This window comes from Leptolyngbya sp. AS-A5 (assembly GCF_039962495.1).
GTDB lineage: Bacteria > Cyanobacteriota > Cyanobacteriia > Leptolyngbyales > Leptolyngbyaceae > Leptolyngbya.
The window spans coordinates 199,424-213,005 of record NZ_JAMPLL010000002.1; the positions used below are offsets into that span (position 1 = coordinate 199,424).

General features: G+C 48.5%; 12 protein-coding genes. 4 read left to right on the forward strand and 8 right to left on the reverse strand.

Annotated elements, in window-relative coordinates; genetic code table 11:
• Positions 1 to 67: 67 nt before the first annotated feature.
• Positions 68 to 757 (reverse strand): DUF2459 domain-containing protein, encoded by a 690-nt coding sequence (locus tag NC980_RS03365; protein WP_190379716.1) that lies wholly within the window; start codon positions 755 to 757, stop codon positions 68 to 70.
• Positions 758 to 777: 20 nt separating this feature from the next.
• Between NC980_RS03365 and NC980_RS03370 the strand changes: the two genes are divergently transcribed.
• Positions 778 to 1,428 (forward strand): Uma2 family endonuclease, encoded by a 651-nt coding sequence (locus tag NC980_RS03370; protein WP_190379717.1) that lies wholly within the window; start codon positions 778 to 780, stop codon positions 1,426 to 1,428.
• 23 nt (positions 1,429 to 1,451) lie between these two features.
• Here NC980_RS03370 and mutY read toward each other — a convergent pair whose 3' ends face one another.
• Both mutY and NC980_RS03380 read right to left on the reverse strand, forming a co-directional pair.
• Positions 1,452 to 2,576 carry an A/G-specific adenine glycosylase gene (gene mutY / locus NC980_RS03375; protein WP_242027238.1) on the reverse strand — a complete coding sequence of 375 codons (1,125 nt, stop codon included), beginning with the start codon at positions 2,574 to 2,576 and terminating at the stop codon, positions 1,452 to 1,454.
• A complete protein-coding gene (locus NC980_RS03380) occupies positions 2,554 to 2,850 on the reverse strand; it encodes a DUF760 domain-containing protein (protein WP_347273460.1) in 297 nt (98 codons plus the stop codon). Before NC980_RS03380 ends, mutY begins: the two co-directional genes overlap by 23 nt.
• Positions 2,851 to 3,241: 391 nt before the next feature.
• On the opposite strand from NC980_RS03380, the gene NC980_RS03385 reads away from it, so the two are divergent.
• The 3 genes from NC980_RS03385 (at position 3,242) to NC980_RS03395 (ending at position 5,402) form a co-directional block, all read left to right on the forward strand.
• Entirely contained in the window at positions 3,242 to 3,421 is a 180-nt protein-coding gene (locus NC980_RS03385; RefSeq protein ID WP_190379719.1) for a hypothetical protein, read from the forward strand.
• Positions 3,422 to 3,555: 134 nt separating this feature from the next.
• The gene (locus NC980_RS03390; RefSeq protein ID WP_190379720.1) at positions 3,556 to 4,200 is read left to right on the forward strand and encodes a DUF3318 domain-containing protein; all 645 of its coding nucleotides are present in this window, start codon (positions 3,556 to 3,558) and stop codon (positions 4,198 to 4,200) included.
• A 122-nt stretch (positions 4,201 to 4,322) separates the two neighbouring features.
• The gene (locus NC980_RS03395; protein ID WP_190379721.1) at positions 4,323 to 5,402 is read left to right on the forward strand and encodes a peptidoglycan-binding protein; all 1,080 of its coding nucleotides are present in this window, start codon (positions 4,323 to 4,325) and stop codon (positions 5,400 to 5,402) included.
• Positions 5,403 to 5,514: 112 nt separating this feature from the next.
• On the opposite strand, the gene NC980_RS03400 is transcribed toward NC980_RS03395, so the two are convergent.
• The 5 genes from NC980_RS03400 to NC980_RS03420 all read right to left on the reverse strand — a co-directional run bounded on the left by NC980_RS03400 (position 5,515) and on the right by NC980_RS03420 (position 13,528).
• Complete coding sequence (locus NC980_RS03400) at positions 5,515 to 7,242, reverse strand: succinate dehydrogenase/fumarate reductase flavoprotein subunit (protein WP_190379722.1); 1,728 nt, start codon at positions 7,240 to 7,242, stop codon at positions 5,515 to 5,517.
• A gap of 69 nt (positions 7,243 to 7,311) precedes the next feature.
• Positions 7,312 to 7,875, reverse strand: coding sequence for a hypothetical protein (locus NC980_RS03405; RefSeq protein ID WP_242027239.1), 564 nt, complete (start codon positions 7,873 to 7,875; stop codon positions 7,312 to 7,314).
• Positions 7,856 to 9,064: a sulfite exporter TauE/SafE family protein gene (locus NC980_RS03410; RefSeq protein WP_190379723.1), complete on the reverse strand. Its 1,209-nt coding sequence runs from the start codon at positions 9,062 to 9,064 to the stop codon at positions 7,856 to 7,858. The genes NC980_RS03405 and NC980_RS03410 overlap by 20 nt, the downstream gene beginning before the upstream one ends.
• 14 nt (positions 9,065 to 9,078) lie before the next feature.
• Complete coding sequence (locus tag NC980_RS03415; protein ID WP_190379724.1) at positions 9,079 to 9,852, reverse strand: class II glutamine amidotransferase; 774 nt, start codon at positions 9,850 to 9,852, stop codon at positions 9,079 to 9,081.
• A gap of 109 nt (positions 9,853 to 9,961) precedes the next feature.
• Positions 9,962 to 13,528: a response regulator gene (locus NC980_RS03420; protein WP_190379725.1), complete on the reverse strand. Its 3,567-nt coding sequence runs from the start codon at positions 13,526 to 13,528 to the stop codon at positions 9,962 to 9,964.
• Positions 13,529 to 13,582: the final 54 nt, after the last annotated feature.

Here is a 13,582-nt window from a genome sequence, read left to right on the forward strand (position 1 = left end):
TTAGCCTAGATCCCGTAAATTGTAGGATAAAGCCAATGGGGGTGCGTTGCGTAGATTTTTGCAAGGTTCAAGGACAATCGCAGGCTGGAATCTGCCGCATCACCGCAGGGGCAAGCGCTGACCACAAGGGTGTATTAATGCTTGCAGCGTCGAGCGCTTCGGCTGACCAAGTGTTACAAGTGCGTAATGCAGAGTAGTCTCCGATCGCGGCATAAAATCCGTCAGTGGTCGCGGCTCCGGACTTGATGTAGATTAGTTTGTTCTGAGCGTCTCGCGCAAAGGAATTTTGAATAAATCGGACAAAGCTGAGGTATTGTTCGCGATCGAGTCCCACGCATTTTGTGCCTTCCGGTCGAGTCGCGTAGCCTTGAACATACATCACCGAAGCGTTTCCGGGCCTAAACAAAACCCTACCAATGTCTAATACATTCATCTGTGACCAGTCAGGAACCTCGGTATACCAGATGCGATCTCCCCAGCCCATTTTGAGATAGCGATAGTTTTCGTTGGTATCGCTGCCAATTTGCTTCAGATTAAGAAATTGCCGCCAGTCGTAAACGCCATTATCAACCTGCATAAGCAAGTTAACGTGCATCGCATCGCCTTCTACAAAAATGCGATAAGTTTGATCTTCGCAGTTGGCAGACGGAGTCCAGCGGCGGGGGGTAAAGTAGCCGATCGTTAACCCTGCCGCCAGTAACAAAACTCCACACAATACGCCCTTACTGAAGCGAACAAACGCAGTACGATACTTCATGAGACTTGAGGATAAACACTATGGGCAGAAAACCAACTCCCACTGAAAAAAGAGTGAGGCTATCGGGGGTGAGTTGGCAATCGTTTGAGGCACTGCTAGTCGAATTGGGGCAGAGCCGCACGGCACGTTTAACCTACGACCGTGGCAAGCTGGAGATGATGACTCCACTTGAGGAACACGATCGCTGTCTGCGGCTGATCGAGTCGTTGATTTTGGTTCTATCAGACGAACTGTATCTCAAAGTTTATGCGATCGGTTCTGTACTGCTGACACTTCCTGATCTGGGCCGCGCTATTCAACCGGATGCAGCTTATTCGCTCCAAGAAGTGCGGCTTCAAAAACGGGCAGAACTGGATCTGACTCAAGCCAATCCGCCAGATTTAGCGATCGAAGTGTCAATCGGCAGAGGATCACTCGATCGTGAGTCGATTTATGCTTCGATGGGCGTACCAGAGATTTGGCGTTACACTACGACCGTCGGCGATGATGTGCTGAAGGGAGAGTTGCAAATTTATCAGCTTCAGGGCGATCAGTACACCGCGACTACGCACAGTAAGTTATTTCCTGCCTTACCTGGAAGTCGAGTGCAGGAGTTTTTAGAGCAAAGTGATACGATCGGCTTAGCTCAAGCGCTAATCGTGCTGCGAGAATGGAGCAAAGAGCAACTTTAGCCGCAATCAAGCCGCAAATAGATTCAAGACTTTAAGGCTTCAATAATCTTGATGTTGGCTTTGGGGAATGGAAATTCAGGAAGTTGATCGACGGTCACCCAGCGAATTTCTTCGCACTCGATCGGCTGAGGTTCTCCAGAGACATAGCGGCAATGATGCACATTCAGCGTCACTCGAAAATGAGTGTAAGTGTGATCGACGGTGATTAAATGCTCGCCCACTTCGATCTCGATGCTTAGTTCTTCTTGGATTTCGCGTTTGATGCACTGTTCGATCGTTTCTCCGGGTTCAACTTTGCCGCCCGGAAATTCCCACAGCCCGCCAAGTAAGCCTTCTGCTTTGCGACGATCGATCAAAATTCGCTGCTCATTCCAAATCACCGCAACTCCGATCATCTTATGCGGAAGCGGCGCACGAGTTTCTGACATAGGAAGCTCCGTCTGAACTCCTCGATTGTACGCCTCACAGCGCGATCGCCACGGGCAAATTAGGCAAGCCGGATTTTTCGGGGTGCAAACCGTTGCGCCTAAGTCCATCAACGCTTGATTAAAGTCGCGCCCGTTTTCAGGATCGATCAGCGCTTCGGACATCTCCCAAAGTTGCGACATTGCCCGACTTGGTGGAACTTCCAGCGCAATCAGTCGGGCTAAAACTCGTTTAACATTGCCATCTAGGATTGGCAAAGGCTGGTTGAAGGCTGCGCTGAGAATTCCGCCTGCGGTGGTACGTCCAATTCCCGGCAGTTTTAGCACCGTTTCCAAATCGGTTGGAAACTGTCCTTGCTGTTCGCGTAAAACTTGTTGGGCTGCGCGATGAAAGTTGCGGGCACGAGCATAATATCCCAAACCTTCCCACGCTTTCAGGACGGTTTGCAGATCTGCATTGGCGAGGGATTCGATCGTCGGAAACTGTTTCATCCAGCGATCGAAATACGGAATCACCGTTTTTACCTGAGTTTGCTGAAGCATGATCTCAGAAACCCAGATTGCATAGGGATCGCGAATCTCGCGCCAAGGCAGTGATCGCCCTGACTCGGCATACCAACTCAGCAGCGACGATCGCAGTTCAGAAGTAGCAAAACTCGGCAGAGGAATGATCCCTGCCGAGAAAACACGATGCGATCGCTTATTCGGCATCAAGTGACGCAAGCGACTTCTCAAACGCTAAGCGCTGTTCTGCGCTCTTGAGGAAATAGCCGCTCATCATCGCCGAAGCCAGCAGGCGACCCAAAGCTTCGCGACTTGTAGTAATCGTCACTTCAAAATTCTCAGGCGGAAGACCACCCAACAATCCGATAATATTGCGCTCCATCACTTGCAAAACTTCCGGCGATGAAGGCTTTGAAAGTTGAGCGATCGTTTCAGGATCAAGCGACTGCACATACTGTAAGAACTTACCGTTCGCTTCGCCGACTCCACCGATAAACTCAGGAAGTTGATTGGATGTCTCGTTCACGATCTTCTACCTCACAACTGAGGATTGATTCAATAAACATACTGTAACAAACGCTAAAGACCCGCACAGTCGTTAGAACCGTACCGCCTAAGTTCGGAAATAATCCCTAGAAGACTGATGAAGCTTTCATGAAGATCACATCTATCCTCTGGTAGAGAAGGTAGAATTGCAGAGTATGAAGTGACGCAACTGTATCAAAAAACACCTAGATAGTATTAATATTGTTTATGGATAACAGTTCATCCGGAAAAACCCGCTAAACTTTATTTATACAGTGAAGTTAATTCACTGTTCCCTGGGTTAACTAGGAAAGAATCAGGGCTTCCTGCTAATCCGTGTCGAATTGGTTAAATTCTATATGCACATCGGGAGTGAGACGACCGTTCCGGAACGATCAACCCCAGTTTCTACAAGTGTTATTGCAAACCTTGTTGGGGCAGCGATCGCGCTGATTACGCTTGTTCTACCACTGTTTGTAATCGCCCATTACGCGCCGGAAAGTCCACCAACACCGAGTCCCACCCGAATGAGCAATTAAACTCAGAGAAGATCGGTTCATACGACTTGCTTGAGAAAGCTTTCATCAGGCAGAATGAATTAACCTACCTTTAATCCGTGGAATCGCTAAGATCGTCCCCATATAAGATAGGAGTTCATTCTGAGGCTGATCACATGACATCTTATGCAACCTCGTCCGCTAGAGCCGACATGAGCGAGTTACGCCGCTTGAAAACCCTCCTGCCTCCAGAACTACAAAGCTGGGTGACGATCGAGACGACAACTGCTGTCAATCCCCCCTTGATTACCAGCGAAGAAATTGGTCGCGACGAGGTGGAGATTCAAATCGATATGCCGAAATGGGATCAGCTGGCGATCGACCAGCGAAATCTTCTGTTTTGGCATGAAGTTGCTCGGATTCAAGCAGACACAATTCCCAAGGACGGTTGGGAAATGGCAGCCCTGGCGATCGGTTTGGGTGGCGCAGTCGGTGAACTCTGGGTTCAAGACGGTCTGCTGTTGCTGCTAGCGATGGGGTTATCTGGGTTTGCAGGCTGGAGACTGTACCAGAAGAATAATAGCGAGAAGACGGTCAAGGAAGCGATCGAAGCGGATGAACGAGCGATTCAGTTAGCGACTCGGTTTGGTTATACCTTGCCAAATGCTTATAAGAGCTTGGGTAGTGCGCTGAAGACTTTAATTGACCAAACTCCGAAGAAGAAATTACGATCGCGCTATCAAGCCCGACTTGATGCTCTGAAGAAGAGCGCAGCAAAAGCCAAAGCAAAAATGCGATCGGCGGCTCCCTCGGATTTTTAATTCAACCGCTTTAAGTATCAACGGATGTAACAGGTGTTGACCAAGCGTTACATCCGTTTTTTGCTGCGATCGGTATGATGGATCGCGAGGCGTTCTGAAGTACGTCAGCTTGAGGAGATAGCATGGCTTTTAATATCAATGCGCTTAATTTACCTGTCATTCAGCGTGGCTCAACCGGATCAATCGTGGGCGCATGGCAGCGATTTTTACAGGATCAAAATTACCCGATCGGAGCCGTTGACAATGGCTTCGGCAGTGTCACCGATAGAGTGACAAAAGATTATCAGCAAAAAAATGGACTGATTGCAGATGGAGTTGTCGGTCGGGGAACTTACACCAAAGCCTTATCTCAAGGATTTATTTTTCGCGTTGCTAACCTGACAGCAGCGATGTTGCTGAGCTACTTAAACTATGGTGGGGCAGAAGTTCGAGATTTACAGGTTGCGCTGAACGTGATTGGGCGATTGAATCCGCCGTTAACGATCGATGGCAATTTTGGTCTTGGCAGTACCAAAGGCATGGCGGAAGCATACAAGATTCTCGATGTGAATTTTCGTCCACGCTTGGATGCCCAGCTTTCAAACGCAACCAAGCAAAAACTTGGAGCCGATTATGCACCCGGATTGGCACTTCTCACCGAGTATGCGCGACGACAAAGAGTGCGATTGAGCGGGGCACAGTGGGTGAGATTTTTTCCAGCGAGTCGATCGATCGATGATTTGGCTTCTCCATTCCGCCAGAGAGTCCGAGCGTTTGAGAAAGCTTTGCGGGATGCAGGTGCTTCGATCGAGGTGACAAATACCTATCGCCCACCTCAGCGCGCTTACATGATGCACTATGCGGTGCAGTTAAACAATCGCAACATTGCTCCGTGGGATGTTCCGCCCATGATTGGAATGGATATTGATTGGGTGCATTACACGGATGCAGCCTCTTATCAAGCGGCGCGAGATATGGTGAATGCGTTTGATATTGGAGGCAATCCGGCGGCGCTAGTGTCTCGACATACACAAGCCTTGGCGATCGATTGGATTATCACTTGGAAGCCGCCGATGCAAATTCGGGATGGAAATGGTCGAACGGTGACGATCGGGACTCCGGCTGAAGGCAATGATAATGCTAATTTGTGGGATGTGGGTGCAAGTTATGGCGTGTACAAGCTAGAGTACGATCCGCCTCATTGGTCGGTGGATGGATATTGAGAATTGGGGTAAGCGATTTCCTGTTTCCAGGATGCCGTAACGCTCGATCGAGCAGCATCGGAAATTCGGGCGAACTTGACCTGCTATTTGTCCAGATGTTTTGTCCAGATGTTTAATACTTCCGCTCTTGAGGTTCAAACCGATTGATCACAACAGGCATATAGTTAATATCAATGCCAGCCGCAGAATAGTACGCCAATGTATGTTTCAAGAAGTTAGGGTCATCACGCTGAGCATAGTCCTCACGGCAATGTGACCCTCGACTTTCTTTGCGGTTGATCGCAGAAAATAGAATCATTTCACCCACTACGAACAACGATCGCAGTTCCAACGCTTCAATTAATTCGGTGTTCCAAACGGTTCCATGATCGTCGAGTCGAATTTGACTGTATTTCTGCTGCAATTCCCGCAGTTTGATTAGTCCTGACTGCATCACGTCTTCGGTACGGAACACACCGCAATGCTCGGTCATACAGTCTTGATACGCTTGACGAATCTCTTGAATGCGGTATTGTCCTGACTGCTCAAACAAAGCTTGAATCTGTTGTTTCGCATCTTGAATGTAGCGATCGACGTTCAAATCCGGTAGCTTGCGATTTTGGACAAATTGAGCGATCGTGGCTCCAGTTCTACGCCCATAGACTACACATTCTAGTAGCGAATTACTGCCCAACCGGTTCGCACCATGCACCGATACACAAGACGTTTCCCCTGCTGCGAAGAATCCATCGACAAACTCATCGGCTCCTGCCCGAACCTGTCCATCTGTGTTCACGGGAATGCCACCCATACAGTAATGCACCGTTGGACGCACAGGCATCGGTTGAGTTACCGCATCGACTCCCACTAAGCGATGCGCTTCTTCCCAACAGAACGGAACTCGGCTCATAATTTTCTCTTTGCCCATGTGCCGCAAATCGAGATAGACATAAGCGCCACCCGGACTACCATCGGGGTTAACCCCGCGCCCGGCTCGAATTTCAGAGACGATCGCTCGTGAGGTAATATCACGCGGCGCAAGCTCCATTCGGCTCGGAGCATACCGCGACATAAACCGCTCTCCCTCACTGTTAATCAAATACGCGCCTTCACCCCGTACCGCTTCCGAAATCAACACGCCGACCGGATACAAGCCTGTGGGATGAAACTGCACAAATTCCATATCTTCGAGCGGTAGACCTGCCATTGCAGTCATCGCTAATCCGTCACCCGTCGAAGCGTAATCGTTGGAAGTGGTGTTATAAACGCGCCCATATCCACCTGTCGCGAACATGACCGCTTTTGCTCGAACTATCTCGATCTGTCCATCGAGCAAGTGATACATGACTACACCTTTTGCCTGTCCATCTTCAAGGATCAGACGCATTACATACCATTCTTCGTAGATTTTGACTCCGTACTTCATCAAGTTGCAGATCAACTCATGCAGAATCGCGTGTCCGGTTTTATCTGCGGCGTAACAGGTGCGATTGTGCGAATGTCCACCAAAAGCCCGTTGAGCAATGCGACCATCGGGAAGGCGAGAGAATAACACTCCCATGTGTTCGAGATCAATCACCACATCGGGAGCTTCTTGCGTCAGAATGGCGACCGCATCTTGATCGGCGAGATAATCTGAGCCTTTGACCGTATCGAAGGCGTGAGCTTCCCAAGAATCGGTTTCATCGACGTTTTTGAGTGAAGCTGCCATGCCACCTTGAGCCGCGACGGAGTGCGATCGAATCGGGTGAGTTTTAGCAACCACAGCAACGCTCAAACCCGGATTCGTGCGGACAATCTCTAAGGCGGCACGACATCCCGCCAGCCCACCGCCAACAATAATGACATCGTGATCAATCATGGTCGCTCATCGGGGAATGTTTCGCATTTCCCATTGTGACGCGAATTGTGGCGCGAATCTGTGATTCTGTTAGTTTTTAACAGTTCTCTTTACAAACCAAGCTGCCACAGAGAGGGCGATCGCACCGATCGCGACAGGAAGTATCCAATTAGTTTGGGATTGAGGTGCGGGTGAGGCTTGTGGAGCTTGAGCGACGGGACTCGATTGTGGAGCGGCTCCAGCTTGAACGGTGACATCGTATGTGAATTTGAAGGCGTGGAATTCGTTGTTCGCTTTCGATGTGCCACTGATTTCTAGGGTGTAAATTCCCGCTTTGGGAAAAGTAATTTCTGCGCCTGGGATGCCTTTGTATTGTTCGGCTGAGATCGCTTTTAACGCAGGTTGAGCAATTGTTTGATTGTTCGATCGCACCGTTAGCTGACAGTTACAACGATCGAGCGGAATCACTTCACCGCCAGCTTTTGTTAATGCAAACCAAGCTTGTGAAACTTCTCCGGCTCTCGGATTGTGGTTCGGCTCGATGTGAAAAATAGATGCAACGTTGCCCTCGGTTTTAACATTGTGAGCGAGAGCAGGTGAAGCAAGCAGTAAAAAGGGAGTGAGATAAACCGATTTATTTTTTAGGTGCAACATACCATTTTTCCAACGAGAGCAGCGACCAGAAAAAGTGCGATCGCATCAACAATACGCTAATCACTGAAAAGAGAAGAACACCAACTCTAAAGCGATTACCAAAATCAACGCTGATTTCACCTAAGTAATTCGAGCCAGATAAACTCGTATGAATCGCAGCAAGAATCAAAGCTGGAACGCTCAACAAATGAATTTTTCGCCAAATTACACCAAGTTTAGAAACCGCTTGATTAAAACTGGTAAACGCTGCGGGTAACATTAACCCAAATGCTGAAATTCCCGACCACATTCCCGCTTGTTGAGTTGGTAGCAGAAACGCGATCGCGTTTAAGTTCCAGTTAAACGTATGGTCGAGATAATGTCCGATGTGGGCACAAGACAACACAAACGCCCCTACTCCTAACGCTCGTCGATACTGCAACGGAGCCGCCCAAATTCGGCTAATCGGTCGCGCAATCAGCGCTACCATTAGGCAAATCAGAGCTGCATGTCCGGTGTAATCGACCATATCGCTGCTTCTGAGTAATGTCAAAAGACCGATCGTCAAAGTCACCCAACCGCCCAATTTGAATAATTGACTTCTGCGATCGCGACTCAATGCCGACGCAAATAATCCGGTACTAAGCATCATGGGCGCAGTTCCCAACCCGAACGCCAACATCGTCAAAGCACCTTGAACCACAGTTCCGGTTTCAGCCGCTTTAATTTGGGCAGCGTAGAGAAAGCCACAAGGAATCAAGCCCCAGATCATTCCCAGCAGTGCAGGAGTCCATCCATTGTTCGATCGCGCTAATTCTGACATCAGCGAATTAAAGCGATCGTGCAATTTCCCCTGAATTGGATGCAAAATCGGAACACGCGGTAGCCAACTCGCATTAATATTCGACAGCCCAAACCAAATTAAAAGCAATCCGGTAACGATCGCCAATCCTCGTCTCAGTCCACTATCGATCCCCGCAAGTTGTCCGCCTGCAATTAGCACCGATCCCAACGCTCCGATCGTTGCTCCCACGATCGTGTAACTCAAGACTCTACCAAAATTCAGCAGTAGATTAAACCGAATTTGCTGCCATCTGGAACCGCGTTCGCGAGATAGCGAAAATGCCACGGTCAACGGGCTACACATCCCCAAACAATGACCGAAGCTGCCTAAAAATCCGACACTCGCAATCAACAGTAAATCAAGCATTTTTTCATGCTATCTCATGCGAAGCGCACAGGTAAGCCATCTTGAAACGCTAGCAATTCTCCCGGCTCGATCGTTGTCCATGCTTCGTTATCGGTTAACGGAGTCGTCGCGATCACGGCAACACGATCGCTCTTGTTCGTCAATTCCTGAAAATCCACCGTTAAATCCGCATCAATTAGATGTGCGGCTGCAAACGGAGCTTGCCGCACAATGTAGCAAAGCTTGGTTGAACAATGCACAAAAAAAGTTTCACCGTCTGAAAATAGATAGTTAAACGTGCCATATTTTGCGATCTGATCCGTGACCGATCGCAGCACCGGATACAACTCGGTTGAACTCGGTTTTTCGATCGGAAAGGTCTGCCGCAACGTATTCAGAATTAAACAAAACGCTCGTTCACTATCTGTTTGTCCCACAGGGCGATATATTCCGTCGGCTTCCGGCTCGAAGTTTGGCAAATCTCCGTTGTGTGCGAATACCCAATATCGTCCCCACAATTCCCGCTGAAACGGATGGCAATTTTCTAGCGCGACTCTTCCGAAAGTGGCTTTGCGAATATGAGCAATCACATGAGTCGAATGAATCGGATATTTACGAACTAACTCAGCTACCGGAGACGCGATCGCAGGCTTGATATCGATGAACGATCGCACTCCCGCTCCTTCAAAAAACGCAATCCCCCAGCCGTCCTGATGCTCATCGGTTCGACCGCCCCGCGCAGAAAATCCCTCAAACGAGAAGCAGATATCTGTGGGAACATTGCAATTCATTCCGAGTAATTGACACATACCTCGCGTTCAGAATCTCCGTAAAGTTGTTGGAATAGCACAGAGTTTTGCGATGCAATCGAGCTAGATAGTGTCTCAAGCGCGTGGCAAGTTAAGTTCGGACTGTGCTTCAACGATAAAGCCAAACGCGCAGCAATGACAATAATTGCTCAGTATCAACAGGCTTCGTAATGTAATCAGATGCGCCTGCTTCGATACATTTTTCTCGATCGCCCTGCATTGCTTTTGCGGTGAGCGCAATGATCGGCAGCGATTTAAATTGCGGTTGTTCTCGAATGGCGCGGGTTGTCTCATAACCATCCATTTCTGGCATCATGATATCCATCAGAACGACATTTGTATCGGGATGGGCTTGTAGCGTTTCAATGCCTTCGCGCCCATTCTCAGCGTAGAACACTTCCATCTGCTGACGTTCTAGCAAGCTTGTCAATGCAAAAATGTTCCGCATATCATCATCGATAATCAAGACTCTCTTGTTTCCTAAGACAGAATCGGCTTGATGCAGGTCTTCGAGGATTTGGCGTTTGGGCTGCGGTAGGTTCGCTTGCACACGATGGAGAAACAGTGCGGTTTCATCAAGTAAGCGTTCGGGCGATCGTACATCTTTGATGATGATTGTCTCTGCAAGGCGTTTTAGCTGCGTCTCTTCTGGGCGGGTTAGTTCTTTGCCGGTGTAGATGATGATGGGAATTTTAGATAAAGCATCGTCTTGCTTGATCTGTTCGATGAGATCGAAACCGCTCATATCCGGGAGTCCCAAATCCATTACAACACAGTCAATTTGCTGTAAGTGTAATGTTGATAGCGCATCTTTTGCTGTGTAAGCAGCAATGCTATTGACATCTCCGTTGCCAATCAGATCAATGATGCTTTGAGCTTGTACAGTGTCATCTTCAATGATTAGCAAGTTTTTAACGCGCCGATCGATAAAGCTCTGAATTTCACCGAACAATTGAGTTAAGTCATCAGAAGAAACAGGCTTTTGCAGATAAGCGATCGCGCCCAATTGCAATCCGCGTTGGCGCTGGTCGTCGCTCGATAGAATGTGAACCGGAATATGACGCAGTTCTGGATCACGCTTTAAGCGATCGAGGACTGCCCAGCCGTCCATATCGGGCAAATGTAAATCTAGTAGAATTGCACGCGGTTTGAATTGTTGCGCCAGTGCCAATCCCGATTGACTCCTCAAGGCTGCAAGTACCTTAAAGCCCTGCCGTCGTGCAATATCTGTGAGAATTTTAACGAAGTTCACATCGTCTTCGATGATCAGTAGCACACGATCTCCCCCGTGAATCGAAGCACGATCGTCTGGAACTTCTGAAGTCAGATTGAGCGTTGGTGCAGGACGAGACACCGGAGGAGTAACGGTCTCTGGAGTCGTCGCAATTGGATCTTGAGTTTGAGGAAGGTAGAGTGTGAAGGTACTCCCGCGGTCGGGTTCACTGGTCACTTCAATAAAGCCACCCAGTCGATAGGCTAACTCTCGACTAATCGACAGTCCTAAGCCTGTCCCCCCAAACTTACGGCTTGTTGTGCCATCAACCTGCTGAAATGCTTCAAAAATTAGCTGCTGCTTCTCACGCGGAATGCCAATCCCGGTATCCTGCACTGCAAAAAAAACTTTTTGATCCTGAGTTGAACCAATCCGAACGGTGACGCTTCCTTGTTCCGTGAATTTGAAAGCATTGGCGAGTAGATTCTTGAGAATCTGCTGAAGACGTTTGCTATCCGTTGAGATGACTTCTGGTGCTTGAGGATCACGCTCGATCGAGAACGCGAGTTCTTTACTGCTGGCAATCTGGCGGAAGGTGCGATCGAGACTCCGTTGCAGATCCGTGAGGTTAAGCGGTTCAATGTCGATCGCAATGGTTCCCGATTCAATCTTGGCAAGGTCGAGAATGTCATTGATCAACGTCAGCAAGTCATTACCAGAAGAGTAGATTGTTTTGCTGTATTCCACCTGCTTGTCGGTTAAATTCTGGTCTGCGTTGTCACTGAGGATCTTTGCTAGAATCAGCAAACTGTTGAGTGGTGTTCTCAACTCATGCGACATATTCGCCAAGAACTCCGACTTATACCGGGATGAAACTTCTAACTGCTCTGCTTTTTCTTGCAGTGCCAGCATCGCTTGATCAATCTCACCGTTTTTCTGTTCAACTTCGCGCTTTTGTGCAGCTAAGAGTTCTGCTTTTTCTTCAAGCTCCTCGTTAAGTTGCTGTAGCTCTTCGTTGGAGACTTTTAGCTCCTCTTGTTGTTCTTGCAGACGGAGTTCTGATTCTTCTAGAGCACGGGTTTGATCCTGAAGCTGTCGATTGCTTTGGTAAAGTTCTTCTTGCTGACTTCGCAGTTCTTCTGCCAAAGCTTGTGACTCTTTGAGTAACTGCTGCGTTTTTGCATCCGATGCGATCGCTTTTAACACAACCCCGATCGTTTGTGCTAATCGCTCTAATAAGGTGAGTTGAACCTCTGTGAATCGCTGAAAGGATGCTAATTCGAGCACCGCAACGACTTCGTTTTCAAACAGCACGGGCAAAACAATCACATTGATTGGGCTTGCATCTCCTAAGCCCGATCGAATCCGAATGTAATCGCTTGGAACATCCGTTAAAAGAATGCGTTGCTTTTCTAGCGCACATTGTCCGACTAATCCCTCGCCTAAGTGAAACTGATTCGATAGCTGTTTGCGCTCTTGATACGCATAGCTACTTAACAGTTTGAGTACAGGTGGCGATAGTTCTGTATCCATCATGTAAAATGCGCCATGCCGAGATCCCACTAACGGAGCAAGGTGCGATAACATCAATCGCGACACCGTTTCTAAGCTCCGCTCTCCCTGAATCAAGTGGGAAAATTCTGCTAAGTTAGTCTGTAACCAAGTTTGGCGATCGCTCTTTTGCAAACTATCGCGCAAACTGTCTACCATTTGCCGCAAGGTGCGCGTTAGAATGCCAACTTCGTCTTGACGATCCAGCCTGGGCAGTTGTGCTGATAAGTCGCCGTCAGCAATTCTTTCAGCACTCCGTGAAACTTGGGTTAAAGGGGTTGAGATATGGCGATTGAGCAAAACACCCAAAATTGCCAGCAGCGTAAACGCAAGCGGCATCCCGATCGCAATGCTATCCAGCGTATTCTGTGCGGCAATATTGGCATTTCTGGATCGCTGATCCAGTAGCCTTTGTTCTCGCACTTTCATCTGATCAATGACTCGTCGAATCTGATCGGTAACAGGCTTGCCGCGCCGTACACTATCATCTTGTATGACTGCTTGTAGCCCTCGCGCTCGTCTGAGGGCAATGCGCTCCTTCATCAGTTCGATGCGTTGATCAACTAGACCCGCTAACTGCCTTATATCCTGTTGTTGAGTAGGATTATCTATGGTTAGCTGGCGAACATTATCAATCCTTTGCTGAACCGTACTGATCGCGAGGTTGTAGGGCTGCAAATACGGTGTTTCACCAGTTAATAGATATCCCCGCTGTCCGTTTTCAGCTTCAACGATCAAGGATAGAATGTCTTCGAGTTCTCCTAAGACCTGATAAGTATGAGTGACCCAGCGTGAGGTTGCGATCAATTCACGGGTTCCACTGTATGAGACAATTCCGATCGCTGCGAAAATGGAGAGTCCGAGTCCAAATGCCGCTCCGATCTTTGTCCCAATTCGCAAGCGCTTCAACATTTTTTACCCAGTGCGATCGTGCATTCAGCGATCGATTGTCTGACGGTTAGAAGA

Excerpts from the sequence above, each read along its gene's own strand:
- NC980_RS03365 (WP_190379716.1), bottom strand. The coding sequence starts at position 757 with ATGAAGTATCGTACTGCGTTTGTTCGCTTCAGTAAGGGCGTATTGTGT.
- NC980_RS03370 (WP_190379717.1), top strand. The coding sequence starts at position 778 with ATGGGCAGAAAACCAACTCCCACTGAAAAAAGAGTGAGGCTATCGGGG.
- NC980_RS03385 (WP_190379719.1), top strand. The coding sequence starts at position 3,242 with ATGCACATCGGGAGTGAGACGACCGTTCCGGAACGATCAACCCCAGTT.
- NC980_RS03390 (WP_190379720.1), top strand. The coding sequence starts at position 3,556 with ATGACATCTTATGCAACCTCGTCCGCTAGAGCCGACATGAGCGAGTTA.
- NC980_RS03395 (WP_190379721.1), top strand. The coding sequence starts at position 4,323 with ATGGCTTTTAATATCAATGCGCTTAATTTACCTGTCATTCAGCGTGGC.
- NC980_RS03400 (WP_190379722.1), bottom strand. The coding sequence starts at position 7,242 with ATGATTGATCACGATGTCATTATTGTTGGCGGTGGGCTGGCGGGATGT.
- NC980_RS03405 (WP_242027239.1), bottom strand. The coding sequence starts at position 7,875 with ATGTTGCACCTAAAAAATAAATCGGTTTATCTCACTCCCTTTTTACTG.
- NC980_RS03410 (WP_190379723.1), bottom strand. The coding sequence starts at position 9,064 with ATGCTTGATTTACTGTTGATTGCGAGTGTCGGATTTTTAGGCAGCTTC.
- NC980_RS03415 (WP_190379724.1), bottom strand. The coding sequence starts at position 9,852 with ATGTGTCAATTACTCGGAATGAATTGCAATGTTCCCACAGATATCTGC.
- NC980_RS03420 (WP_190379725.1), bottom strand. The coding sequence starts at position 13,528 with ATGTTGAAGCGCTTGCGAATTGGGACAAAGATCGGAGCGGCATTTGGA.